The sequence below is a fragment of the Enterobacter cloacae complex sp. CARB60 genome, assembly GCF_036487345.1.
Lineage (GTDB): Bacteria > Pseudomonadota > Gammaproteobacteria > Enterobacterales > Enterobacteriaceae > Enterobacter > Enterobacter asburiae_D.
In genome coordinates this window covers 1,956,497-1,979,307 of record NZ_JAZKLC010000002.1, presented here as the reverse complement: position 1 = coordinate 1,979,307, position 22,811 = coordinate 1,956,497, and the positions used below count along the sequence as shown (strand labels likewise).

At 57.2% G+C, this 22,811-nt stretch carries 19 protein-coding genes and 1 pseudogene; 7 read left to right on the top strand and 13 right to left on the bottom strand.

All coding sequences use genetic code 11. The features are described 5' to 3' along the window. The first annotated feature begins 89 nt into the window (after positions 1–89). A complete protein-coding gene (locus V4835_RS10415) occupies positions 90–986 on the top strand; it encodes a DMT family transporter (RefSeq protein WP_331412113.1) in 897 nt (298 codons plus the stop codon). Here V4835_RS10415 and narI read toward each other — a convergent pair. From narI to V4835_RS10390, 5 genes are all read right to left on the bottom strand, one after another. Then, the gene (gene narI / locus V4835_RS10410; protein ID WP_023312107.1) at positions 983–1,660 is read right to left on the bottom strand and encodes a respiratory nitrate reductase subunit gamma; all 678 of its coding nucleotides are present in this window, start codon (positions 1,658–1,660) and stop codon (positions 983–985) included. The genes V4835_RS10415 and narI overlap by 4 nt on opposite strands. Next, on the bottom strand, positions 1,660–2,370 hold the full coding sequence (gene narJ, locus V4835_RS10405) for a nitrate reductase molybdenum cofactor assembly chaperone (RefSeq protein WP_063143893.1): 711 nt from the start codon (positions 2,368–2,370) through the stop codon (positions 1,660–1,662). Before narJ ends, narI begins: the two co-directional genes overlap by 1 nt. Then, a complete protein-coding gene (narH, locus tag V4835_RS10400; RefSeq protein ID WP_023312109.1) occupies positions 2,367–3,902 on the bottom strand; it encodes a nitrate reductase subunit beta in 1,536 nt (511 codons plus the stop codon). Before narH ends, narJ begins: the two co-directional genes overlap by 4 nt. Further along, positions 3,899–7,642: a nitrate reductase subunit alpha gene (locus tag V4835_RS10395; RefSeq protein ID WP_331412112.1), complete on the bottom strand. Its 3,744-nt coding sequence runs from the start codon at positions 7,640–7,642 to the stop codon at positions 3,899–3,901. The genes narH and V4835_RS10395 overlap by 4 nt, the downstream gene beginning before the upstream one ends. A gap of 379 nt (positions 7,643–8,021) precedes the next feature. Then, positions 8,022–9,419 (bottom strand): NarK family nitrate/nitrite MFS transporter, encoded by a 1,398-nt coding sequence (locus V4835_RS10390; protein WP_033145765.1) that lies wholly within the window; start codon positions 9,417–9,419, stop codon positions 8,022–8,024. Between the two features lie 309 nt (positions 9,420–9,728). Here V4835_RS10390 and narX point away from each other — a divergent pair, with 309 nt between their 5' ends. Together narX and narL are read left to right on the top strand one after the other, a co-directional pair. Beyond that, positions 9,729–11,525 (top strand): nitrate/nitrite two-component system sensor histidine kinase NarX, encoded by a 1,797-nt coding sequence (gene narX, locus V4835_RS10385; RefSeq protein ID WP_331412111.1) that lies wholly within the window; start codon positions 9,729–9,731, stop codon positions 11,523–11,525. Then, on the top strand, positions 11,518–12,168 hold the full coding sequence (narL, locus tag V4835_RS10380; RefSeq protein ID WP_008499531.1) for a two-component system response regulator NarL: 651 nt from the start codon (positions 11,518–11,520) through the stop codon (positions 12,166–12,168). The genes narX and narL overlap by 8 nt, the downstream gene beginning before the upstream one ends. A gap of 3 nt (positions 12,169–12,171) precedes the next feature. Here narL and V4835_RS10375 read toward each other — a convergent pair whose 3' ends face one another. After that, the gene (locus V4835_RS10375) at positions 12,172–13,578 is read right to left on the bottom strand and encodes a YchO/YchP family invasin (protein WP_331412110.1); all 1,407 of its coding nucleotides are present in this window, start codon (positions 13,576–13,578) and stop codon (positions 12,172–12,174) included. Between the two features lie 177 nt (positions 13,579–13,755). Between V4835_RS10375 and V4835_RS10370 the strand changes: the two genes are divergently transcribed. The 3 genes from V4835_RS10370 (at position 13,756) to V4835_RS10360 (ending at position 16,432) form a co-directional block, all read left to right on the top strand. Further along, on the top strand, positions 13,756–14,109 hold the full coding sequence (locus tag V4835_RS10370; RefSeq protein ID WP_008499522.1) for a DsrE/DsrF/TusD sulfur relay family protein: 354 nt from the start codon (positions 13,756–13,758) through the stop codon (positions 14,107–14,109). A 106-nt stretch (positions 14,110–14,215) separates the two neighbouring features. Continuing rightward, positions 14,216–16,000, top strand: coding sequence for a methyl-accepting chemotaxis protein (locus V4835_RS10365; protein ID WP_331412109.1), 1,785 nt, complete (start codon positions 14,216–14,218; stop codon positions 15,998–16,000). Between the two features lie 195 nt (positions 16,001–16,195). Further along, positions 16,196–16,432 (top strand): hypothetical protein, encoded by a 237-nt coding sequence (locus tag V4835_RS10360; protein ID WP_331412108.1) that lies wholly within the window; start codon positions 16,196–16,198, stop codon positions 16,430–16,432. 30 nt (positions 16,433–16,462) lie between these two features. Here the strand turns inward: V4835_RS10360 and V4835_RS10355 are convergent, their stop codons facing one another. Beyond that, positions 16,463–17,158 (bottom strand): gamma-glutamylcyclotransferase, encoded by a 696-nt coding sequence (locus V4835_RS10355; protein WP_331412107.1) that lies wholly within the window; start codon positions 17,156–17,158, stop codon positions 16,463–16,465. Positions 17,159–17,335: 177 nt separating this feature from the next. Next, positions 17,336–17,566, bottom strand: a complete 231-nt coding sequence (gene chaB / locus V4835_RS10350; protein ID WP_008499518.1) for a putative cation transport regulator ChaB — start codon at positions 17,564–17,566, stop codon at positions 17,336–17,338. Positions 17,567–17,836: 270 nt separating this feature from the next. Between chaB and chaA the strand changes: the two genes are divergently transcribed. Continuing rightward, complete coding sequence (gene chaA, locus V4835_RS10345) at positions 17,837–18,937, top strand: sodium-potassium/proton antiporter ChaA (RefSeq protein ID WP_063143884.1); 1,101 nt, start codon at positions 17,837–17,839, stop codon at positions 18,935–18,937. Positions 18,938–19,022: 85 nt separating this feature from the next. Here chaA and kdsA read toward each other — a convergent pair whose 3' ends face one another. The 5 genes and pseudogenes from kdsA to prfA all read right to left on the bottom strand — a co-directional run bounded on the left by kdsA (position 19,023) and on the right by prfA (position 22,770). After that, a complete protein-coding gene (kdsA, locus tag V4835_RS10340) occupies positions 19,023–19,877 on the bottom strand; it encodes a 3-deoxy-8-phosphooctulonate synthase (RefSeq protein WP_029741601.1) in 855 nt (284 codons plus the stop codon). Positions 19,878–19,914: 37 nt separating this feature from the next. Then, a complete protein-coding gene (sirB1, locus tag V4835_RS10335; RefSeq protein ID WP_023312124.1) occupies positions 19,915–20,724 on the bottom strand; it encodes an invasion regulator SirB1 in 810 nt (269 codons plus the stop codon). A gap of 41 nt (positions 20,725–20,765) precedes the next feature. Beyond that, positions 20,766–20,849: pseudogene (locus V4835_RS10330) on the bottom strand (siroheme synthase); the annotation flags it as partial. 8 nt (positions 20,850–20,857) lie between these two features. Next, on the bottom strand, positions 20,858–21,688 hold the full coding sequence (gene prmC / locus V4835_RS10325) for a peptide chain release factor N(5)-glutamine methyltransferase (RefSeq protein WP_331412106.1): 831 nt from the start codon (positions 21,686–21,688) through the stop codon (positions 20,858–20,860). Next, positions 21,688–22,770 (bottom strand): peptide chain release factor 1, encoded by a 1,083-nt coding sequence (gene prfA, locus V4835_RS10320; protein WP_023335998.1) that lies wholly within the window; start codon positions 22,768–22,770, stop codon positions 21,688–21,690. Before prfA ends, prmC begins: the two co-directional genes overlap by 1 nt. Positions 22,771–22,811 lie beyond the last annotated feature (41 nt).

Genomic DNA, 22,811 nt, shown 5'->3' with positions numbered 1-22,811 from the left:
AAAAGCCATTAACGTATTCAACCTTATCTCACCTCTGTAAAACCCGACAGCAATTTTCGACAATAGCGTCACTAATCAGGAGGTGGATGATGCGTGATTTACATAAAGGCGTCTGGCAAATGAGCCTGGCGATGTTAATTTCCGGCTCTATTGGTGCGTTTGTTTTACTCAGCGGTCTGCCGGTGACGGAAGTGGTGTTCTGGCGCTGTCTTATCGGGGCTATAGCGCTTTTTATTTTTATCCGGGTAAGTCAAAAGCCCTTTAGTCCCCTCACCCGCACCACGCTGCTGCTGGCCATTCTCGGCGGCGTGGCATTAGTGGTGAACTGGCTGCTGCTCTTCGCAGCCTATGAACGGATCTCTATTGGTCTTTCTACCGTGGTCTATAACACCCAGCCGTTTATGCTGGTCTTGATGGGGATGTTTTTAGGTGAACGCGTCAGCGTGGTGAAATGGGGCTGGCTGTTCCTCGCCTTTGGCGGCGTGGTGATATTGCTCTCCAGCGAGCTGACCGGCGCGCATGGCAGTGAATGGCTCGCCGGAATCGGTCTGGCGATGGCCGCGGCTTTCTTCTACGCGGTCACGGCCATTATTGCCCGCAAACTCAGATCCGTTGCGCCGCAGCATATTGCCTTTATCCAGGTGCTGACGGGCGTCGTGATGCTTTTACCGTTTGCCAGCATGCCATCATTTTCAGGTGATTTTCCCTGGCCGATCCTGCTGACGCTGGGCATCGTCCATACCGGCATTATGTACCAGCTGCTCTACAGCGCAATTCAGAAGCTGCCTACGCCGATAACCGGTTCCCTGTCGTTTATCTATCCGGTGGTAGCGATCGTTGTCGATAATCTGGTATTCGGACACTCGCTGAACCTGACGCAGCTGGCGGGCGGTGCGCTGATCCTGTTTGCTGCAGCGGGCAACAACCTGGGCTGGGGCGAAAAAAAACCCCGCGAGTGCGGGGTTGGTATCAAAACGGTGAATTAGCGGCGGGCGCGCACAATCTGATATTTGCGCGTCAGGTACTCCACCGGCGCGCTCCAGATATGCACCAGGCGAGAGAACGGGAACAGCACAAACAGCGTCATGCCCAGCACCAGGTGAACGCGGAAGATAAACGCCACGCCGTCCAGGTGCGCGGACGCTCCGCCGTGGAAGGTCACCACGGACTGCGCCCAGCCGACCAGCTTCATCATTTCGCTTCCGTCCATATGCTGCGCCGAGAACGGAATGGTCAGCAGGCCCAGCGCGCACTGCACCATCAGCAGGGAGAGGATCAGAATGTCCGCTGCGGTCGTGGTCGCACGCACGCGCGGGCTGAACAGACGACGCTTCAGCAGCAGCAGGCCGCCCACCAGGGTCATCACGCCGCAGGCACCGCCGGCGATCATCGCCATCTTCTGCTTCACCTCAATCGGCAGCCACGCTTCGTACATCCAGTGCGGCGTCAGCATTCCCAGGAAGTGTCCGGCAAAAATCCCCAGAATACCAATGTGGAACAGGTTAGAGCCCACATGCATCCCTTTACGATCCAGCATCTGGCTGGAGGCAGCACGCCAGGTGTACTGGCCGTAGTCGTAACGCAGCCAGCTTCCCACCAGGAACACGGTGCCCGCGATATACGGGTAAATGTCAAAGAAGAACATATTCAGGAAGTGCATTAGTGCCGTCCTCCGTTAGAGATATTCAAATATTGCGGGGCAACCGCGCCGGCAAAACGACGCTGGTGAGCGGAGATTTCAGACTCGCCGCAGTTCTGGTCAGCAAAGAATTTCACCTGCTCTTCTTCCCAGACCGCATCCAGCGCCTGTGGCGTATCATCGCGGGCTTCATCCGCAATTTTCTCCGCCACTTTTTCACTGTCGACCGCGGCGTTGGCCAGCTTCACCAGCAGATCGAACAGTACCGCATAGCGGCTCTCGCGCTGCTGAAGACGCGCGCCGAGTAGCGCCAGGATCGGCGCGATGTCCTGCAGACCGCCTAACGCCTCCTCTTTCGGCAGCTGCGCCAGGTACTCCAGGTACAGCGGCAGATGATCCGGCAGCTCGCGGCTGTCGAGCAGCAGGCCGTGCTGTTCGTACTGGGCCATCAGGTCTACCATCGCCTGACCGCGGTCACGGGATTCACCGTGCACGTGTTCAAACAGCAGCAGAGACGTTGCACGGCCTCGATCAAACAGCTGGCTGTAGTCCGACTGGGCATCCAGAAGGTCGCGCGCGAGCAGATCGCGGAGGAAGACGCCCAGCTTCTGGGCATCCTCTTTATCCAGGTTTTCAGATGACGCGAGTGCATCAAAAAGTTCCTGCTGATGCTGCGCAAGCGCAGCATCCGGGTACTCGAGCAGACGCGAAACAATGACGAGTTCAATCATTGGTGCGGCTCCGTTTTGCTGGTCACATCCATAGCGTCGATGCGGCGGCTGTTGAACAGGTTGAATTTGCTGTCTGACCCGTGGCAGCCGTCGCCAAAGGTAAAGCCACAGCCATTTTTTTCCGGGAAGGCTTCGCGGGCCAGTTCACGGTGGCTGCTCGGCACCACGAAACGGTCTTCATAGTTGGCAATCGCCAGATAGCGGTACATTTCCTGCGCCTGGGCTTCGGTCAGACCGACCTCTTCCAGCGCGCGGGTATCGGTAACACCGTCTACGGTTTCCGCACGCTTGAAGTGACGCATCGCCAGCATACGCTTCAGCGCGAGCAGTACCGGCTGGGTATCCCCTGCGGTCAGCAGGTTCGCCAGGTACTGAACCGGAATACGCAGGCTTTCCACGTCCGGCAGAATGCCGTTGCTGCCCAGCTCGCCCGCGTCAGCCGCAGACTGAATCGGCGACAGCGGCGGCACGTACCAGACCATCGGCAGAGTGCGGTATTCCGGATGCAGCGGCAGGGCCAGCTTCCAGTCCATCGCCATTTTGTACACCGGAGACTGCTGCGCCGCGTCGATGACGCTCTGCGGCACGCCGTCTTTCAGCGCCTGCTCAATCACCTTCGGATCGTTTGGATCGAGGAACACGTCCAGCTGACGCTGATACAGATCTTTCTCGTGCTCGGTGCTGGCTGCGTTTTCAATCGCGTCCGCGTCATACAGCAGCACGCCGAGATAACGAATACGGCCTACGCAGCTTTCGGAGCAGACGGTTGGCATCCCGGCTTCGATACGCGGGTAGCAGAAGATGCACTTCTCAGACTTGCCGCTCTTCCAGTTGAAGTAGATTTTTTTGTACGGGCAGCCGGTGATGCACATACGCCAGCCGCGGCACTTGTCCTGGTCGATCAGCACGATGCCGTCTTCTTCACGCTTGTAGATGGCGCCGCTCGGGCAGGTCGCCACGCACGCCGGGTTGAGGCAGTGCTCGCACAGGCGCGGCAGATACATCATGAAGGTGTTTTCGAACTGGCCGTACATCGCCTTCTGCATGTTCTCGAAGTTCTGGTCTTTGGCGCGTTTCTCAAACTCGCCGCCCAGAATCTCTTCCCAGTTTGGACCGCTGGTAATTTTGTCCATGCGCTGACCGGTGATCAGCGAGCGAGGACGGGCGATCGGCTGGTGTTTGCTTTCCGGCGCGTTGTGCAGGTTCTGATAGTCGTAGTCAAACGGCTCGTAGTAATCGTCAATGCCCGGCAGGTGCGGGTTAGCAAAGATTTTACCCAGCAGCATCGCACGGTTACCCATGCGCGGCTGCAGCTTGCCGTTGATTTTACGGATCCAGCCGCCCTTCCACTTCTCCTGGTTTTCCCAGTCTGTCGGGAAGCCGGTGCCCGGCTTGCTTTCCACGTTGTTGAACCAGGCGTACTCCATACCTTCACGGCTGGTCCAGACGTTTTTACAGGTGACCGAGCAGGTATGACAGCCGATGCATTTATCCAGATTCAGCACCATGCCGACTTGTGAACGAATTTTCATTTTACGCTCTCCTGTACCTGGTCATTACCTTCGCCGTCTAACCAGTTAATGTTCTTCATCTTACGTACCACCACGAACTCATCGCGGTTCGATCCTACGGTGCCGTAGTAGTTAAAGCCGTAGGCCAGCTGCGCATAGCCACCGATCATGTGGGTCGGCTTCGGCGTAATACGGGTCACGGAGTTGTGGATCCCGCCGCGCTGCTCGGTAATTTCTGACCCCGGCAGGTTAACGATACGTTCCTGCGCGTGGTACATCATGGTCATCCCGGCCGGTACGCGCTGGCTCACCACCGCACGCGCCGTCAGGGCACCGTTGCTGTTGAACACTTCGATCCAGTCGTTATCTTCAATACCCAGATCTTTGGCATCCGCTTCGCTCATCCAGACAATCGGACCGCCGCGCGACAGGGTCAGCATCAGCAGGTTGTCGCTGTAGGTGGAGTGAATACCCCACTTCTGGTGCGGCGTCAGGAAGTTCAGCGCCTTCTCAGGGTTACCGTTCGATTTCGCCCCCATCACGGACTTCACGGAGCGGGTGTCGATTGGCGGACGGTAGACCAGCAGGCTTTCACCAAAGTCGCGCATCCACTGGTGATCCTGATACAGCGACTGGCGGCCGGACAGGGTGCGCCATGGGATCAGCTCGTGAACGTTGGTGTAGCCGGCGTTATAAGACACGTGCTCATCTTCCAGGCCTGACCAGGTCGGGCTGGAGATAATCTTACGCGGCTGCGCCTGAATATCGCGGAAGCGGATTTTCTCTTCCTCTTTATTCTTCGCCAGGTGCGTGTGGTCGCGACCGGTGAACTCGCTCAGTGCCGCCCAGGCCTTCACGGCAACGTGGCCGTTGGTTTCCGGGGCCAGGGTCAGGATCATTTCAGCCGCATCAATCGCCGTGTTCAGCATGGGCTGGCCTTTCGCCGGGCCGTCCGCTTTGGTGTAGTTAAGCTTGCGCAGCAGATCCATTTCGCTCTGGGTGTTCCAGGCGATCCCTTTACCGCCGTTACCGATTTTTTCCATCAGCGGGCCGATAGAGGTAAAGCGTTCGTAGGTTGCCGGGTAGTCGCGTTCAACCGGAATAATGTGCGGCGCGGTCACGCCCGGGATCAGGTCGCATTCGCCTTTTTTCCAGTCCTTCACGTCCAGCGGCTGCGCCAGTTCGGCGGCGGAGTCGTGCTGGATTGGCAGCGTCACCACGTCGGTCTCTTTGCCCAGGTGCCCTACGCAGACTTCAGAGAATTTCTTCGCGATGTCTTTGTAGATATCCCAGTCGCTTTTCGATTCCCACGCCGGGTCAACGGCCGCAGACAGCGGATGAATAAACGGATGCATATCCGAGGTATTCATGTCGTCTTTTTCGTACCAGGTCGCGGTTGGCAGCACGATGTCGGAGTACAGGCAGGTGCTGGACAGACGGAAGTCGAGCGTTACCACCAGATCCAGCTTGCCGTCGAGACCGTTATCTTTCCACTCCACCTCTTCCGGCTTCACGCCGCCCTGCTTGCCGAGATCTTTCCCCTGGATACCGTTTTCGGTACCGAGCAGGTATTTCAGCATGTACTCGTGGCCTTTACCGGACGAGCCCAGCAGGTTGGAGCGCCAGATGAACAGGTTACGCGGGTGGTTTTTACCGTTCTCCGGCTGTTCAGCCGCGAAGCGGATTGAGCCATCCTTCAGGGATTTCACGGTGTAATCCACCGGTGACATGCCCGCTTGCTTCGCCGCTTCCGCAATGCGCAGCGGGTTAGTGCCCAGCTGCGGCGCCGACGGCAGCCATCCCATGCGCTCTGCGCGCACGTTAAAGTCAATCAGGTGGCCGCTGTAGCGGGATTTATCCGCCATCGGCGACAGCAGCTCCTGCGCGGTGACCGTTTCGTAGCGCCACTGGCTGGAGTGGTTATAGAAGTAGGAAGTGCTGTTCATGTGGCGTGCCGGACGCTGCCAGTCGAGGGCAAACGCCAGCGGCTGCCAGCCGGTCTGCGGACGCAGTTTTTCCTGGCCCACGTAGTGCGCCCAGCCGCCGCCGCTCTGACCCACGCAGCCGCAGAAGATCAGCATGTTGATCAGACCGCGATAGTTCATATCGAGGTGATACCAGTGGTTCAGACCCGCACCGACGATGATCATCGAACGACCGTGCGTTTTGTCCGCGTTTTCTGCGAACTCACGCGCGATACGGGTAATGTGTGCGCGAGGCACGCCGGTGATCTGCTCCGCCCAGGCCGGAGTGTAGGCTTTCATGTCGTCATAGCCGGTTGCGCAGTTTTCATCGCCCAGACCGCGTTCCAGACCATAGTTCGCCATGGTCAGGTCATAAACGGTGGTAACCAGTGCGGTAGAACCGTCGGCCAGCTGCAGGCGTTTAACCGGCAGTTTGTGCATCAGAACGTTTTTCAGTTCAACCTTGTTGAAATGCTCTGAACCTTCGCCACCAAAATAGGGGAACCCGACTTCAGCGATCTCGTCCTGGCTGCCCAGCATGCTCAGGCGCAGCTCCGTCTCTTCGCCGGTAGTGCCGTTGCGTTGCTCAAGGTTCCACTTGCCCTTCTCGCCCCAGCGGAAGCCGATAGAGCCGTTTGGCGCCACCAGCTCGCCGTTGCTGTTATACGCAACGGTTTTCCACTCAGGGTTATTTTCCTGACCCAGCGAATCCACCAGATCGGCAGCGCGCAGCGTGCGGCCAGCAGCATAGTAGCCCTCACGCTCTTCCAGCATGACCAGCATCGGCATGTCGGTGTAGCGGCGAACGTAGTCGGTGAAGTACTGGCTTGGCTTATCAAGATGGAATTCACGCAGCATGACGTGGCCCATCGCCATCGCCATTGCGGCATCGGTACCCTGTTTCGGCGCCAGCCACAGATCGCAAAGCTTGGCGATTTCCGCGTAGTCGGGGGTCACCGCTACGGTTTTGGTGCCTTTGTAACGAACTTCGGTAAAGAAGTGCGCGTCCGGCGTACGCGTCTGAGGAACGTTAGAGCCCCAGGCGATGATATAGCTGGAGTTGTACCAGTCCGCGGATTCCGGCACGTCGGTCTGCTCGCCCCAGGTCTGCGGAGACGCAGGCGGCAGGTCGCAGTACCAGTCGTAGAAGCTCAGGCAGGTCCCGCCGATAAGTGACAGATAGCGAGCTCCGGAGGCGTAAGAAACCATCGACATCGCCGGGATTGGCGAGAAGCCCGCCACGCGGTCAGGACCGTAGGTTTTGACGGTGTAGACGTTGGAGGCGGCAATCAGCTCGTTCACTTCTTTCCATGAGGAGCGAACGAAACCACCGCGACCGCGAGCCTGCTTGAAGCTTTTTGCTTTGTCAGCGTCTTCGATGATGGACGCCCAGGCATCCACCGGATCGCTGTGCTGCACTTTCGCTTCACGCCACATCTTCATCAGGCGCTTGCGCATCAGCGGGTATTTCAGACGGTTAGCGCTGTAGAGATACCAGGAGTAGCTGGCGCCACGCGGGCAGCCGCGCGGTTCGTGGTTTGGCAAATCCGGGCGGGTGCGCGGATAGTCGGTCTGCTGCATTTCCCAGGTCACCAGACCGTTTTTAACGAAAATCTTCCAGCTACATGAGCCAGTACAGTTCACGCCGTGGGTCGAACGGACGACTTTGTCATGCTGCCAGCGCTGACGGTAACCGTCTTCCCAGTCCCGGTTGGTATCCAGAACCTGGCCGTGCCCATCGGCAAAAGTTTCACCCTTCTGTTTGAAGTAGCGAAACCGGTCCAAAAATTTGCTCATCGGGTATCTCCTGTGTGGAGCCTGTGGCTCTCTAAATCGACATTGCTGATTTGCAGCGAAGGTAACGCCCTGAAAGAGGGGGAGAATTGATAACGATCAAGACGAGGAGGGACTTTCAGGCGAGGAGTTATACCGAATACCACCAAAGCGGTATCTTATAAAAATCAATATATATATGAAATATATGACTATTTTTATTTTATCGTACAAAAAGCCGGTCAACATTTAACATCTCAGGTATTAAGGGGTAGAGCGACCTGTAAAGCGATGGCGATCGCAGCGTTACCCGCTGGCCTCCTGTGCAAACTCGTCAGTATGTTGTAACTATTTACAGCGCAAAAAAAAGCGGCCCGAAGGCCGCGTAAACGGATAATCACACTTACTTATTTTTCTTAGTATTTCGGCCATATACCAGCCACGTAATCACAACGCAGGCGATATAGAAGACGAGGAAGACCTTCATGGCACCGGCCGGAGAGCCGGTCAGGTCCAGAGAGATACCGAACGCTTTCGGGATAAAGAAGCCGCCAATCGCGCCGATGGCAGAGATAAAGCCCAGCGCCGCAGCCGTATCCGTCGCCGCTTCGCGCATCGCCTGCTCTTCGCTCCCGCCCTGCGCCTTCACGCGATCCATCGTCAGCTTACGGAAGATCACGGAGATCATCTGGAAGGTAGACGCACTCCCCAGCCCGGCCGTCAGGAACAGCACCATAAACACGCCGAAAAAGGCGATGAAGTTACCGCCCTGTCCGTCGACGGGCAGCGTCAGGAACAGCAGCGCGCAGAAGACCGCCATCACGACGAAGTTAACCAGCGTCACGCGGGTACCGCCCAGGCGGTCAGACACCATGCCGCCCAGCGAACGTGCCAGGGCACCAATAAACGGCCCGAAGAAGGCAAAGTGCAGGATCTGAATCTCCGGGAACTGCGTTTTCGACAGCATCGCGAAGCCCGCCGAGAAGCCGATAAACGAACCGAAGGTAGCCAGATACAGCAGCGCCATTACCCAGAGGTGTCCACGCTTCAGCACCGGCAGCTGTTCGCTCAGCGATGCCTTCGACGCGGAGAGGTCATTCATAAAGAACCAGGCTGCGAGGGTGAAGACCACCAGGAAAGGTACCCAGATCCAGGCGGCGTTTTGCAGATAGAGGGAAGAACCATCCGCCTGCTCAACGCCACCGCCGCCAAAGGCCGCAAAAATGGAGACCGAGATCGCCAGCGGAGCAATCAGCTGCATTACGCTGACGCCCATATTCCCCAGACCGCCGTTAATGCCCAGCGCGCCGCCCTGCTTCGCTTTCGGGAAGAAGAAGCTGATGTTTGCCATGCTGGAGGCGAAGTTCGCACCCGCAAAACCGCACAGCAGGGAGATAATCACGAATACGCTGAACGGCGTAGAGGTATCCTGCACCGCGAAGCCGAGCCACACGCAAGGGACGATCATGATGCCCGTACTGAACGCCGTCCAGCGACGACCGCCAAACACCGGCACCATAAACGCGTAAGGTACACGCAGCAGCGCGCCTGACAGCGACGGCAGCGCGGTCAGCATAAACAGCTGATCGGTCGTAAACGTAAACCCAACTTTTGGCAGATTGACCGCCACCGCGCTAAACAACATCCATACGCAAAACGCTAATAACAAACACGGCACGGAAATCCATAGATTCCGGCTTGCTACACGATGGCCGCGCTGTTGCCAGAACGCCGGATCCTCTGGACGCCAGTCTGTAATAACGGCACCATTTTCCCTTTCGGGAGCGGATGAGTGACTCATAGACACCTCTGATTCTCGAATGATGCTGCAAACATTAGGGTTTTAGGGCGGCGGTAAGTTGATATAAATCAAAGGAAAAGTGGGAGGATTTGCGGCGCAAAATAAGGCCTTACCCTTAGTGAGTAGGCTAATTCGGTAAAAAAGACGTGGTTTTTCACGGCACTGACGGTTCCTGGCTACCCCCACCTCCTTCCCCCTACTCCGCTGGCAATTTAGGGGTAATCCTTTATTGGTATGGGTATACTCCAGGGTATGCACCAGAATAGCGCCATTCCTGCAGGCAGGCCACGTCAGGAGCACGCCACCTCTATGTTAAAAAGATGTTTATCTCCGCTGACGCTCGTGAATCAGCTAGCCCTAATTGTTTTGCTGTCCACCGCCATCGGCGTGACCGGCATGGCGATCTCTGGCTGGCTGGTACAGGGAGTACAGGGTAATGCGCATGCCATCAACGAGGCAGGCTCGCTACGCATGCAGAGTTATCGCCTGCTGGCATCGGTTCCCCTGACGCAGGACGATCGTCCCCTGATTGATGAAATGGAGCGCACGGTCTTCAGCCCCGAACTGGAAAACGCCGCCATCCGCGCCGGTCAGCAGTCCCAGCTTAACGCCCTTCAGGGCTACTGGCACACCCAGCTGGAGCCCGGACTCAAGCAGGCGCGCAGCACAGAAACCGTTGCGCAGGACGTCGCGGGGTTCGTCTCGCGCATTGATGCGCTGGTCTCCTCTTTTGACCAAACCACCGAATTACGCATCGACCGGGTGGTGATGGTGCACCGCGCGATGGCGCTGTTTATGGGGCTGCTGCTGATCTTCACCATCCTCTGGCTCCGCGCGCGGCTGCTGAACCCGTGGAAACAGCTGCTGGCAATGGCCCGCGCGGTTACCGCACGCGATTTTACCCAGCGCACGCACATCAGCGGGCGCAACGAGATGGCCATGCTCGGCCAGGCACTCAATACCATGTCGGCAGAGCTCTCCGAGAGCTACGCGGTGCTGGAACAGCGCGTTCAGGAAAAAACGGCCGGCCTGGAGCAGAAAAACGAGATCCTCTCCTTCCTGTGGCAGGCCAACCGTCGGCTGCACATGCAGGTGCCGCTTTGTGAACGCCTCTCGCCGGTGCTGAACGGCCTGCAAAATCTGACCCTGCTCCACGACCTTGAGCTGCGCGTCTACGATGTGGAAGACGAAGATAACCATCAGGAATTTACCTGCCAGTCAGATATGTCCTGCGATGACAAAGGCTGTCATCTTTGCCCTCGCGGCCTGCCGCCGCTCACCTCCAGCGGCACCACCCTGAAGTGGCGCCTGACCGACAGCCACACCCAGTACGGTATTCTGCTGGCAACGCTGCCTGCCGGGCGTCACCTTAGCCATGACCAGCAGCAGCTGGTTGATACGCTGGTCGAGCAGCTAACGGCCACGCTGGCGCTCGACAGGCATCAGGAAAAGCAGCAGCAGCTGATTGTTATGGAAGAGCGCGCGACTATTGCCCGCGAGCTTCACGACTCTATCGCCCAGTCGCTCTCCTGTATGAAAATGCAGGTGAGCTGCCTGCAGATGCAGGATGCGGAGATGCCGGAAAGCAATAAGCAGCTGCTCAGCCAGATCCGCAACGAGCTGAACACCTCCTGGATACAGCTTCGCGAGCTGCTGACCACCTTCCGTCTGCAGCTGACCGAGCCTGGCCTGCGCCCGGCGCTGGAAGCCAGCTGCCACGAATTTAGCGCCCGGCTGGGGTTCCCGGTAAGGCTGGACTACCAGCTGCCGCCGCGGTTTGTTCCCTCCCACCAGGCCATACATTTACTGCAGATCGCCCGTGAAGCGCTGAGCAACGTGCTCAAGCACTCCGGCGCGACGGCGGTAACGGTCACCGTCAGCCAGCACAACAATCAGGTGAAGCTCACGGTTCATGACAACGGCCGCGGCGTGCCGGAAAATGCCGAACGCACTAACCACTATGGTTTAATTATTATGCGAGACCGCGCCCAAAGCCTGCGCGGTGATTGCCAGGTTCGCCGGAGAGAGACGGGCGGCACGGAAGTTGTCGTCACCTTTATTCCCGAGAAACCGCTTACAACTGCTCAAGGAGAAACCCATGACTAATCAGGAACCGGCATCCATCCTGTTGATCGACGACCATCCAATGCTGCGTACTGGCGTAAAACAGCTGGTCAGCATGGCACCCGATATCACCGTGGTTGGCGAAGCCAGCAACGGTGAACAGGGCATTGAGCTTGCCGAATCCCTCGATCCCGATCTGATCCTGCTCGATCTGAATATGCCCGGCATGAACGGTCTGGAAACGCTCGACAAGCTGCGGGAAAAATCCCTTTCCGGGCGCATCGTCGTCTTTAGCGTGTCAAACCATGAAGAGGATGTTGTCACGGCGCTGAAGCGCGGGGCGGATGGTTATCTGCTGAAGGATATGGAGCCGGAAGACTTGCTTAAGGCGCTGCAGCAGGCCGCGGCGGGCGAGATGGTGCTCAGCGAAGCCTTAACGCCGGTCCTGGCCGCCAGCCTGCGCGCCAATCGCGCCACCTCTGACCGTGACGTCAGCCAGTTAACCCCGCGCGAGCGCGATATTCTCAAACTCATTGCTCAGGGGCTGCCGAACAAAATGATCGCCCGCCGCCTGGACATCACCGAAAGCACGGTCAAAGTGCACGTGAAGCATATGCTGAAGAAAATGAAGTTGAAATCCCGCGTTGAAGCCGCGGTGTGGGTGCATCAGGAACGCATTTTTTAAGGATTACTCCTCCGGCAGAAGCTTCCAGCGCGGGTCGTTGTCGGGCAACGCGACCAGCGGCTGCACGACGGTCAGCGCGATCTCATTAGACGAGACGCGCTGGCCCTTCTCATCTTCCACTACCGCCGACAGGTGCCAGCGGTTTGTCGCCCCTTCACGCTCATCCCAGGCAGGCATAATCACGCTCCAGCCGTCGCTACTGTTGCTTTTAGCCGGCGACGTCAGGCTCAATGCCTGCGTATCCCCCTGCCAGTGGATCTGACGAATGCCGTTCGTGCTGCGAACCTGAAGCTTCAGCATAACGGTCTCACCCCCTTTCAGATCCCACGGCGGCGTTGCCAGCCACACGGACAGCGTTTTACGCTGGCGGAACTCCATCACCGGCAGGCTATTGCGCTCAGGCGAGTCATAGCGGCTTCCGCGCAGGGAGCGCGTGGCGGCAACTTCACCGGCGGAAAGCTGCTTAGCCAGCGGTACGCCAAAGCGATAGTTGAGCTTCAGTCCGAGGTTATTCTGGCTCTCGCCACTTTCGCCCTGCTTATGCGCGGCGGTCAAGGTGACCAGCGGAACGGGGGTATAGTTAAGCCCCAGATTCACCGCCACCGGGTTGTGATAGCCGGTTCCGCTGTTGAAGAGGTCAACGTTATCGCCAAAGTATTGCTCGACGCTGACGCTGGTATTGAGGTGATGGAACCACGGCAGCCAGGCTTTAGCGGTGACGTCATATCCGCGCGCCATGCGCTGCTCCTGGACGTCGGAGCGCTCGCGCCAGCCGGAAAAGGGCTGATAATAGTTGGCTGACAGGCGTAGATTTTCCCCCCACGCCTCCGCCCCCAGCCCGGCACGCTGCAGGTTTTCCTCCAGAAGGTTATCGTAAAACGTGTTGTAACCCAGCAGCCATTTCCCTGCGACCCAGCGCTGACCGATTCCAGCGTTACTGACCAGGCCATCCGTCTGCTGGGTCAGGCCAAGCTGGCTCCAGCTCAGATAACGGTTGTTATCGTTCCAGGGGATAAACCAGCTCCCGCTGCTGCCGTTAAATTTGCCATCATTATCTACCAGTAAGTTCACGCTGGCGTTCCCCCAAGGCGAAAGCCAGGATTCAATCTGCTGGTTCACTTCGCCGCTCACCGCGTCGCGCACCTGACCAAACGCAAACTGACGCGCCTGCTCGCCCGTTGTCAGGCCGTTGTCGGTCATGCTGGCTTCACCGAAGGCTTTCGCCATTTCGGCCAGATGCTTCTCCCCCTCGCCCGTTGGTGCCGCCATGCCGAGGTCAGGCAAACTATCCCCATTGTTATCGAAGGGATTCTGTGCTTGATGCATAAAGGAATTCGGCGCACCGTGAACGGCTCCGGCCGTAATAAGGGGGAGTAATAAGAGCAAACGAATGCAGGACGATACAGCCATCAACGTCGGGATTTGCGCCTGAGTTTTGTAAAAGACTCTCTTACCTTAACGTCATTGGGAAAGAATTGCAGCCTTACGGGACATTTCAGGAATATCCTGAAGTTTATTGTCGGCTGCAAGCAGCGTAAACTCGGTAAACCCTATATTCTTCGTGCCTTTATAAGAACAGGAGTCAACATGCAAAAGATTGTGATCGTCGCCAACGGTGCGGCCTACGGCAGCGAATCCCTTTTTAACAGCCTGCGCCTGGCCATTGCGCTGCGTGAAAAAGAGAGCGACCTGGCGTTACGGCTCTTTTTAATGTCGGACGCGGTCACCGCCGGGCTGAAAGGTCAAAAACCGGCAGAGGGCTATAACATTCAGCAGATGCTGGAGATCCTGACCGCGCAAAACGTGCCGGTGAAGCTGTGCAAGACCTGCACCGACGGTCGCGGCATTACCGGCCTGCCGCTGATTGATGGCGTAGAAATTGGTACGCTGGTTGAACTGGCCGAGTGGACGCTGTCCGCAGATAAAGTATTAACTTTTTAATAATAAACTCGTAAAAATATTATTTTCTTATGGACGCGGTTTCAGCATCAAGTTTACCTGCGGGGTTGCCGATAGGCATGGAAACAACACAGCAGGTATTTCACTTATGTTCAGATCGATTCGTGCACGCATCATCGCTGCGACGGCAGGCTGTCTGGTCGTCGCCCTTCTCCTCAATACCGTTATTAACTTTCAGGTCACACGTCAGGATAACCAGCAGTCCCAGCGCGATATTCTGACCAGCACCAGCGCCAGCCATAACATGGCGATTGCCGACTGGGTAAAAAGCAAGATGACGGTGATTGCCTCCGCGCAGACCGTTGCGCTGAATGACGATCCGGTTCCGGTGTTTAAACAGCTTGCGCAGGCGGGTGGATTTACCAACGTCTATGTTGGCTACGCCAGCAAAACGGCGAAATTCTCTGAACCGGCGGGCGTTCCGGCGGATTATGACCCGACCATTCGCCCGTGGTATCAGCAGGTGGTCAGCACGGACGGTCCGGTTGTCACCGCGCCCTACGTTGACGCGGGGACCGGTAAACTGGTGGTGACCTTCGCCGTGCCGGTGAAAGAAAATGGCACCCTGAAAGCGGTAGTGGCGGGCGATGTCGCCATGGACAGCGTTGTGGCTAACGTGCGCGGGATCCATCCGACCCCGGCCAGCAGCGGGTTGCTTCTGAACAGCGACGGCAGCGTGATTGCCGCTAACGATCCCGCTCTTACGCTCAAACCGTTTGCTGAGACGATCAAAGGCATTGATTTTGCTGCGCTGAAAAGCGGTACGCCGGTGGACGGAACGCTGAACGACGCTGAAAAAACCTTCGTGGCGACAGCCGTACCGGGCACTAACTGGCTGTTAGTCGTCGCGCTCGACAACGGTGACGCCACCTCCGGCATGCGTTCCCTGCTTAAAGCATCGGCGATTTCGCTGGTGATCCTGGCACTCCTGAGCGCGGCCATTGTTCACTTCCTGATTGCCCGCCTGCTGAAGCGTCTGTCCGACATTCGCGACGCGATGCACAACATTGCCAACGGGACTAACGATCTGTCCCAGCGCCTGCCGGACAGCGGCGAGGACGAGGTCGCGCAGATTGCCCAGGCCTTTAATGCCTTCAGCGATAAGCTGTCGGTGGTGATGGTACAGCTCCGGGATGCCAGTGAATCGGTGAAAAACGCGGCGCAGGAAATTGCCGCAGGTAACCAGGATCTTTCCGGACGCACCGAGCAGGCGGCATCCAGCCTGCGCGAAACGGCCAGTGCAGTAGAGCAGATCACCGCTTCCGTGACCCAGTCGAATGAATCGGCAGCAGAAGCCAACGATCAGGCGAGCAAAGCCTCAGCGGCCGCGGCGCGCGGCGGCGAGGTGGTATCGCAGGCGATCAGCACCATGCAGTCCATTGAAGTCGCGTCGGCAAAAATTGGCGATATCACCAGCGTGATTGACGGCATTGCTTTCCAGACCAACATTCTGGCGCTGAACGCCTCCGTCGAGGCGGCGCGTGCCGGTGAGCAGGGGCGCGGATTTGCCGTTGTAGCAGGCGAAGTGCGTAACCTGGCGAGCCGCAGCGCTCAGGCGGCGAAAGAGATCAAATCGCTGATTGATTCGACCACCAACAGCGTGGCAACCGGCTCCCGCTACGTGCATCTGGCAGGGGAAAGCATGGATGAGATCCGCTCCAGCATCGGCAGCGTCTCAGGCATCATGCGCGAAATTTCCATCGCCACCAGCGAGCAGATGAAAGGCATTCACGAGATCAACCACGCGGTGACCCATCTCGACCGCATGGTGCAGCAGAACGCCGAGCTGGTGGTGGAATCCGCCGCCGCCGCGGGTGCACTGCAGAGCCAGGCGGGCGACCTTGCTGAAACAGCCGGCCATTTCCGCATTTAATTTTATTCCGGCGCGGGTTTACCGGGTAAAACCCGCGCCAGCTGAATGGTTTCAGGCATTTTGTCATTTTTGTTTAAACGTTATGCCATTTTTTGATCAAAATCATCATCCCTCGCTCCCCGCTTTGGTGTTATGCAATGAGTAATTTGTGAACAATATCACGCTCGGGACGGGCAAAATCGACGGGGTAAAAAAATGGCACTGGTAAAAACAAGTTTGAAACTGTTTGGCGGGGATACGGTAGTGGTGCGTTGCTCAGAGCGCTGTCGTATTCATCTGATGAGTGCGAAAGCAAAACAATCCCAGGCGGATATTCTGACCGTGCAGGATGATAAAGCGTGGCTTACCGTGCCGTATACCGGCACGTGGGATGTGCTGATCGACAGCCACAGTCAGTCGCTGGAGCATTCCGTCAGCTACGTGGCCGCATAACATTAAACGCCCGGCAAGCCGGGCGTATTATCAGGCAAAACCCGGTCGCAGCGCGCCGTTGAGCGGGTTCCCTTCCAGCAGCGCCTTCACCTTCACCACCAGCTCATTCAGACAGTCGTCCTTCATGCCGAGGCGAGTTAGCTCCTGATCGAGGGAGAAGAGATACTGCGCGTTGGTGCCCAGCGGCCCGCTCGCGGCGGCGATCAACGGGGCAATCACCTGCGTACGGGTGTCCGCTTCATACAGCGGATGGCGCGGATCCATAATAAACACCAGCGCATTGACGGTGCGTCCGTCGTCCAGTTCCAGCTTGCACCAGCTCGGCATATAGCAGCCGGTGATCATTTCACGCTTCCAGAGTAGCGTGAGCTCCTGTTCCAGCGTGGCATCCGGAAGGCGATACGCCACGCCCGTGGTGCGCCCGCCCTCTTTCAGTGCAAGCATGCGCCCCGGCTGGCACGCGCTGCCGCGTCCGGCCGTCAGGCGCAGGCAAAATGCGCGATGCCAGCCAGGCAGCGTTCCCGTTGCCGATTCGACAAATTCCAGAGCCGGGTTCCACATCAGGGAACCGTAGCCAAAAATCCATACCGGGCCATCATCCGGGCGGCAGGCAAGCGTGGCAGCGAGTGACGCCGCACGTTGTTCAGCTGACCAGAGAAGCGATTCCTCAATAGCACCAAATGCCGTCTTACAATCTGCCTTCATTAAGAAATCACGCGTTAACACTTTACACCTCCGCCACTGCATGCTTCCTTGCGACATCTGTAGTTCGCCTTCCCGGCATTATGTGCTGGTCATTTTGCCAGCAGTTAAATAACGATAAGCAATTAGCGGACCAGTTGCAATACAACGGAAGTTCAACCGCCTGAAAAGTCAAAATGAAGGCAGCGAATTATTTCATGGCTATTTCTTTTTATGCCATTTATCGTCGTCTCCTTTCTCATATTCATGTTTTACGGCGGCCCAGGCGACTTTGTGGGCCGTCTCTTCACGGCTGGCATCATCCCGGCGATCGTCCTTATCTTTGTATTGATCCCAGGCGCTGTTAAACGCCTCTTTGTAGATATCCTGCGCGTGGGCGGGCAGCACGTTTTGTACGTTATCGGGTAATTCGCGTTTCGTTTTATAAGGCATCACTGACCTCTCTTTTGGCTAAAGAGATAAGTGTGGACGACGATATGGCATGGTGCCACTCCGCGATAATTTATGAATATATGCTTTTTATAATTCATTGTTATTTAATGAATATATAATAAAGACAGCGAATTATGGACACCAAACAAAGAAATTACGACAAAGGGTAAAATTAAGTAAAAAATAAAGGGTATTTAACAGAGATCTGTTAGTTTAATGACCTCAAAATTCTATCTATAATTACAAGCACCTGCATTGATGGAGAAGCACATGACAGCAACACAAGAGGCGGTAAAGACCCGCCACAAGGAGACGTCACTCATTTTCCCGGTTCTGGCACTGGCTGTGCTGCTCTTCTGGGGAAGCAGTCAGTCACTGCCAGTGGTGGTTGGTATCAATATTCTTGCTCTGGTCGGCATCTTAACCAGCGCGTTTAGCGTCGTTCGCCATGCGGACGTCCTGGCCCACCGTCTGGGCGAGCCGTACGGATCGTTAATTCTCAGCCTTTCCGTCGTTATTCTCGAAGTCAGCCTGATTTCCGCGCTTATGGCGACGGGTGATGCCGCGCCGACGCTGATGCGCGACACGCTCTACTCGATCATTATGATTGTGACGGGCGGCCTGGTGGGCTTCTCTCTGCTGCTGGGCGGCCGTAAGTTCGCGACCCAGTATATGAACCTGTTCGGCATCAAACAGTATCTGATTGCCCTCTTCCCGCTGGCCATTATCGTACTGGTCTTCCCGATGGCGCTGCCGGGTGCGAACTTCACCACCGGTCAGGCGCTGCTGGTTGCACTGATTTCCGCCGCCATGTACGGCGTGTTCCTGCTGATACAAACCAAAACGCACCAGAGCCTGTTTGTGTACGAGCATGAGGATGACGGCGACGATGATGACCCGCACCACGGCAAGCCGTCGGCCCACAGCAGCGCGTGGCATACGGTTTGGCTGATCGTGCATCTGATTGCGGTGATTGCGGTCACCAAGATGAATGCCAACCCGCTGGAAACGCTGTTAACCGAGCTGAACGCACCGGTAGCGTTTACCGGCTTCCTGGTAGCCCTGCTGATTCTGTCCCCTGAAGGGCTGGGTGCGCTGAAAGCGGTGTTGAATAATCAGGTACAGCGCGCAATGAACCTGTTTTTCGGCTCCGTACTGGCGACGATTTCACTCACCGTACCGGTGGTGACGCTGATTGCCTTTATGACGGGCAACGAGCTGCAGTTTGCGCTGGGTGCGCCGGAGATGATTGTGATGGTCGCCTCGTTGCTGCTGTGCCAGATTTCGTTCTCAACCGGACGCACCAACGTGCTGAACGGCGCGGCGCATATGGCGTTGTTTATTGCGTACTTGATGACGATTTTTGCGTAGCCTTTACGGGTTTTGTAGGCCGGGTAAGCGCAGCGCCACCCGGCAATATGCCCCATAAAAAAACCCGCCGAAGCGGGTTTTTTTATTAGTTGCTGGTATCCAGCTCGTCGAAACTCTTCACCAGATCGTCAATCGCTTTGATCTGTTTCAGGAACGGCTCCAGCTTATCCAGAGGCAGCGCAGATGGGCCGTCGCATTTAGCATTTGCCGGATCCGGGTGCGCTTCAATAAACAGACCTGCCAGGCCGGTCGCCATACCGGCACGCGCCAGCTCGGTAACCTGGGCACGACGGCCACCGGACGCGGCGCCGAACGGGTCGCGGCACTGCAGGGCGTGGGTCACGTCGAAAATCACCGGAGACTGGCCGGAGACATTTTTCATCACGCTGAAGCCCAGCATGTCGACAACCAGGTTGTCGTAACCGAAGTTTGCGCCACGGTCACACAGGATCACCTTGTCGTTGCCACCTTCGATAAACTTATCGACGATGTTACCCATCTGACCCGGGCTCACGAACTGTGGTTTCTTCACGTTGATAACAGCACCGGTTTTCGCCATCGCCGCAACCAGGTCGGTCTGGCGAGCCAGGAACGCCGGAAGCTGGATCACGTCCACCACGTCTGCCACCGGCTGCGCCTGTGAGGCTTCATGCACGTCGGTGATCACTTTCACGCCAAAAGTCTGCTTCAGCTCCTGGAAAATTTTCATTCCCTCTTCCAGGCCTGGGCCACGGTAAGAGTTGATGGAGGAGCGGTTGGCTTTGTCAAAAGAGGCCTTAAACACGTACGGGATGCCCAGCTTCTGGGTCACGGTCACGTAGTGTTCGCAGATACGCATGGCGAGGTCGCGGGATTCCAGTACGTTCATGCCGCCAAACAGTACGAACGGCAGGTCGTTTGCTACCTTGATATCACCAATGCTAACCACTTTTTGTTTCATAGGATCGCCTTATTCAGGTGTGAATCGGAATTAAGATTTAATGCAGTGTAATTTGTTTGTGCGAGATCGCGTTGATCTGCGCACGAATCATTTCGCTAATGGGGTCTTCCGGACACTGCTCGACGAAATAATTCAAATCATTCAGCGCCACGTGCTCACAGTCGAGCTGCGCATAGATCAGCCCGCGATCGCGAATTTCGTACGGGTCTTCCGGGTTGAACTGCAGCAGCACTTCACTGGCGCGCAGCGCCAGCTCCATCTGACGCTCTTCCATTAACGCGGACTTCAGCGTATCCAGCAGCTTGCGAATGACCTCTGCGTTATCCGCCTCGTCGAGATCTTCGTTAAAGAGTTCAGCCACCGGGCTGATATTGCCTTTCAGCCACACGTCCAGCGTATGTTCATCCAGCGTGTCGCCGTTGAAGGGATTAATGAGCCACATTTCGCCGTCCAGCCACTCTGCACGCAGGATCATCTGCGTCGGGAAAATGACCGGGACCAGCGGAATATCCAGGCGGTGCGCGACCCACAGCAAAATAGAACCCAGCGCCACGGCGCTGCCCTGACGATTTTTTAAGACCTGGTCCAGCCATAAGGCGTCAGACAGACGATATACGCCCCGCGTGTCGCAGAAACCCCATTCGCCGTAGAAAAGCTCCAGCAGCTTCTCTAATTGCCAGTCTTGCGGGCGAGCCTGATTAATCTCTTCACGCGCCAGGCTGACCAGATTCTCCAGCTCATCGTAGACAAACTGCGACGTAAAATCGTCGCGAATCATCTCAGAAATCAGGATCATGCCATCGCAAAGCGGCACTTTATTAAATTCGAAATCGGCTAAGGACCTCATGACTTACCCCAGTAACGCCTGAGCGTACAATGACGCTCAGGCGCGATAAAACTCAAAACGATGTAGATGATAACGCCAAACTGCCTTTCAGTCAGCCTTACGCCTTTATCAGTAAATGGCAGATACCCGGAACTCAAGACCACTGCCCCAGCGTCAGGCGTTCGTTGCCGCCGTAGTCGCGGCAGGTTTCGACTGCGGCGTAACCTGCTTGCGTAAACAGTGCCCGCACGGCTTCTCCCTGCGTCCAGCCATGCTCCACGAGCAGCCAGCCGCCGGGAAGTAAATGTTCCCGTGACGTTGTCACAATGTGATCAAGATCGGCTAATCCCGCGTTGGCGGCCACGAGCGCCGTCAGCGGTTCGAAGCGAACATCTCCCTGCGCAAGGTGCGGGTCATGTTCGTCGATGTAAGGAGGATTGCTGACAATCATCGCAAATAAGCGATTCTCCAGCGCGGCAAACCAGCTGCTTTGCAGCACCGTCACGTTGCGGACACCGAGACGTTCCACGTTACGCTGCGCCAGCGCCACCGCGTCGGGCATTACGTCCACCGCCGTCACCGCGCAGTCGGGCCGCTCGGTGGCGAGCGCCAGCGCGATGGCTCCTGTTCCCGTCCCGAGATCGAGAACGCTGCAGGCCGCCGCCGGCAAACGCGCAAGCGCCTGCTCAACCAGACACTCGGTGTCCGGACGCGGGATCAGCGTCGCCGCCGAGACGTACAGCGGTAATGACCAGAACTCACGCTCACCGACAAGGTGCGCCACCGGCTCGCCGGTTTTACGACGGGCAAGCAGCGCGGCGAGCTGCGCTTCCTGCTCCGCGGTCAGTTCGGTTTCGCCAAAAGCCAGCAGATACGTGCGGGCTTTACCCGTCACATGCTCAAGCAAAATTTCGGCATCGCGTTTCGGGCTTTCGCTTTCGGAAAGCTCTCCGGCCGCCTCACGTAACCAGCGCTGAAAATCCATTAGTCCTGCTCGGACAGTGCCGCCAGCTGGTCGGCCTGGTATTCCTGCACGATAGGCTCAATCAGCATATCCAGCTTCCCTTCCATCACCTCGTCCAGACGGTAGAGCGTCAGGTTGATGCGGTGGTCGGTTACGCGGCCCTGCGGGAAGTTATAGGTGCGGTTACGGTCGCTGCGATCGCCGCTGCCCAGCAGGTTACGACGCGTAGACGCTTCTGCCTGCTGGCGTTTCGCCATTTCGGCTGCGTGGATACGCGCGCCCAGCACGGATAACGCTTTGGCTTTGTTTTTGTGCTGTGAGCGCTCGTCCTGGCATTCGACGACGATGCCGGTTGGCAGGTGGGTAATACGGATGGCGGAGTCGGTGGTGTTGACGTGCTGACCGCCCGCGCCAGAGGAGCGGAAAGTATCAATACGCAGGTCCGCCGGATTGATGTCCGGCAGCTCTGCTTCCGGCAGCTCCGGCATCACCGCTACCGTACAGGCTGAGGTGTGAATGCGTCCCTGAGATTCGGTGGCCGGTACGCGCTGCACGCGGTGACCGCCCGATTCAAACTTGAGACGACCGTACACGCCGTCGCCGCTGATCTTGGCGATAACTTCTTTGTAGCCACCATGCTCGCCTTCGTTGGCGCTCATGATCTCCACGCGCCAGCGACGCGATTCGGCGTAGCGGCTGTACATGCGGAACAGATCCCCGGCAAACAGCGCCGCTTCATCACCGCCGGTACCGGCGCGCACTTCCACAAACGCGTTACGCTCATCGTCCGGATCTTTCGGCAGCAGAAGCACCTGGAGCTGCTGCTCCATTTCTTCAGAACGCGCTTTCGCATCCTGCAACTCTTCCTGCGCCATTTCGCGCATTTCAGGATCGTCGAGCATCATCTGCGCTGTTTCAATATCTTCCTGAACCTGTCGCCAGTCGGTAAAGCATTTAGAAACATCACTTAACTGCGCGTATTCACGTGAGAGCGCGCGAAAACGTTCCTGGTCCGCAATGGTCCCGGCATCGCCGAGCAGCGCCTGTACTTCTTCATGGCGCTCGTGCAGAGCTTCCAGTTTAGCGACGATAGAAGGCTTCATAGGCGTAAGTGCACCTTGTCTTAGAAAATGGGTATAGGGCG

Coding starts and splice junctions, on each gene's coding strand:
- V4835_RS10415 (WP_331412113.1), top strand. CDS start 90: ATGCGTGATTTACATAAAGGCGTCTGGCAAATGAGCCTGGCGATGTTA.
- narI (WP_023312107.1), bottom strand. CDS start 1,660: ATGCACTTCCTGAATATGTTCTTCTTTGACATTTACCCGTATATCGCG.
- narJ (WP_063143893.1), bottom strand. CDS start 2,370: ATGATTGAACTCGTCATTGTTTCGCGTCTGCTCGAGTACCCGGATGCT.
- narH (WP_023312109.1), bottom strand. CDS start 3,902: ATGAAAATTCGTTCACAAGTCGGCATGGTGCTGAATCTGGATAAATGC.
- V4835_RS10395 (WP_331412112.1), bottom strand. CDS start 7,642: ATGAGCAAATTTTTGGACCGGTTTCGCTACTTCAAACAGAAGGGTGAA.
- V4835_RS10390 (WP_033145765.1), bottom strand. CDS start 9,419: ATGAGTCACTCATCCGCTCCCGAAAGGGAAAATGGTGCCGTTATTACA.
- narX (WP_331412111.1), top strand. CDS start 9,729: ATGTTAAAAAGATGTTTATCTCCGCTGACGCTCGTGAATCAGCTAGCC.
- narL (WP_008499531.1), top strand. CDS start 11,518: ATGACTAATCAGGAACCGGCATCCATCCTGTTGATCGACGACCATCCA.
- V4835_RS10375 (WP_331412110.1), bottom strand. CDS start 13,578: ATGGCTGTATCGTCCTGCATTCGTTTGCTCTTATTACTCCCCCTTATT.
- V4835_RS10370 (WP_008499522.1), top strand. CDS start 13,756: ATGCAAAAGATTGTGATCGTCGCCAACGGTGCGGCCTACGGCAGCGAA.
- V4835_RS10365 (WP_331412109.1), top strand. CDS start 14,216: ATGTTCAGATCGATTCGTGCACGCATCATCGCTGCGACGGCAGGCTGT.
- V4835_RS10360 (WP_331412108.1), top strand. CDS start 16,196: ATGGCACTGGTAAAAACAAGTTTGAAACTGTTTGGCGGGGATACGGTA.
- chaB (WP_008499518.1), bottom strand. CDS start 17,566: ATGCCTTATAAAACGAAACGCGAATTACCCGATAACGTACAAAACGTG.
- chaA (WP_063143884.1), top strand. CDS start 17,837: ATGACAGCAACACAAGAGGCGGTAAAGACCCGCCACAAGGAGACGTCA.
- kdsA (WP_029741601.1), bottom strand. CDS start 19,877: ATGAAACAAAAAGTGGTTAGCATTGGTGATATCAAGGTAGCAAACGAC.
- sirB1 (WP_023312124.1), bottom strand. CDS start 20,724: ATGAGGTCCTTAGCCGATTTCGAATTTAATAAAGTGCCGCTTTGCGAT.
- prmC (WP_331412106.1), bottom strand. CDS start 21,688: ATGGATTTTCAGCGCTGGTTACGTGAGGCGGCCGGAGAGCTTTCCGAA.
- prfA (WP_023335998.1), bottom strand. CDS start 22,770: ATGAAGCCTTCTATCGTCGCTAAACTGGAAGCTCTGCACGAGCGCCAT.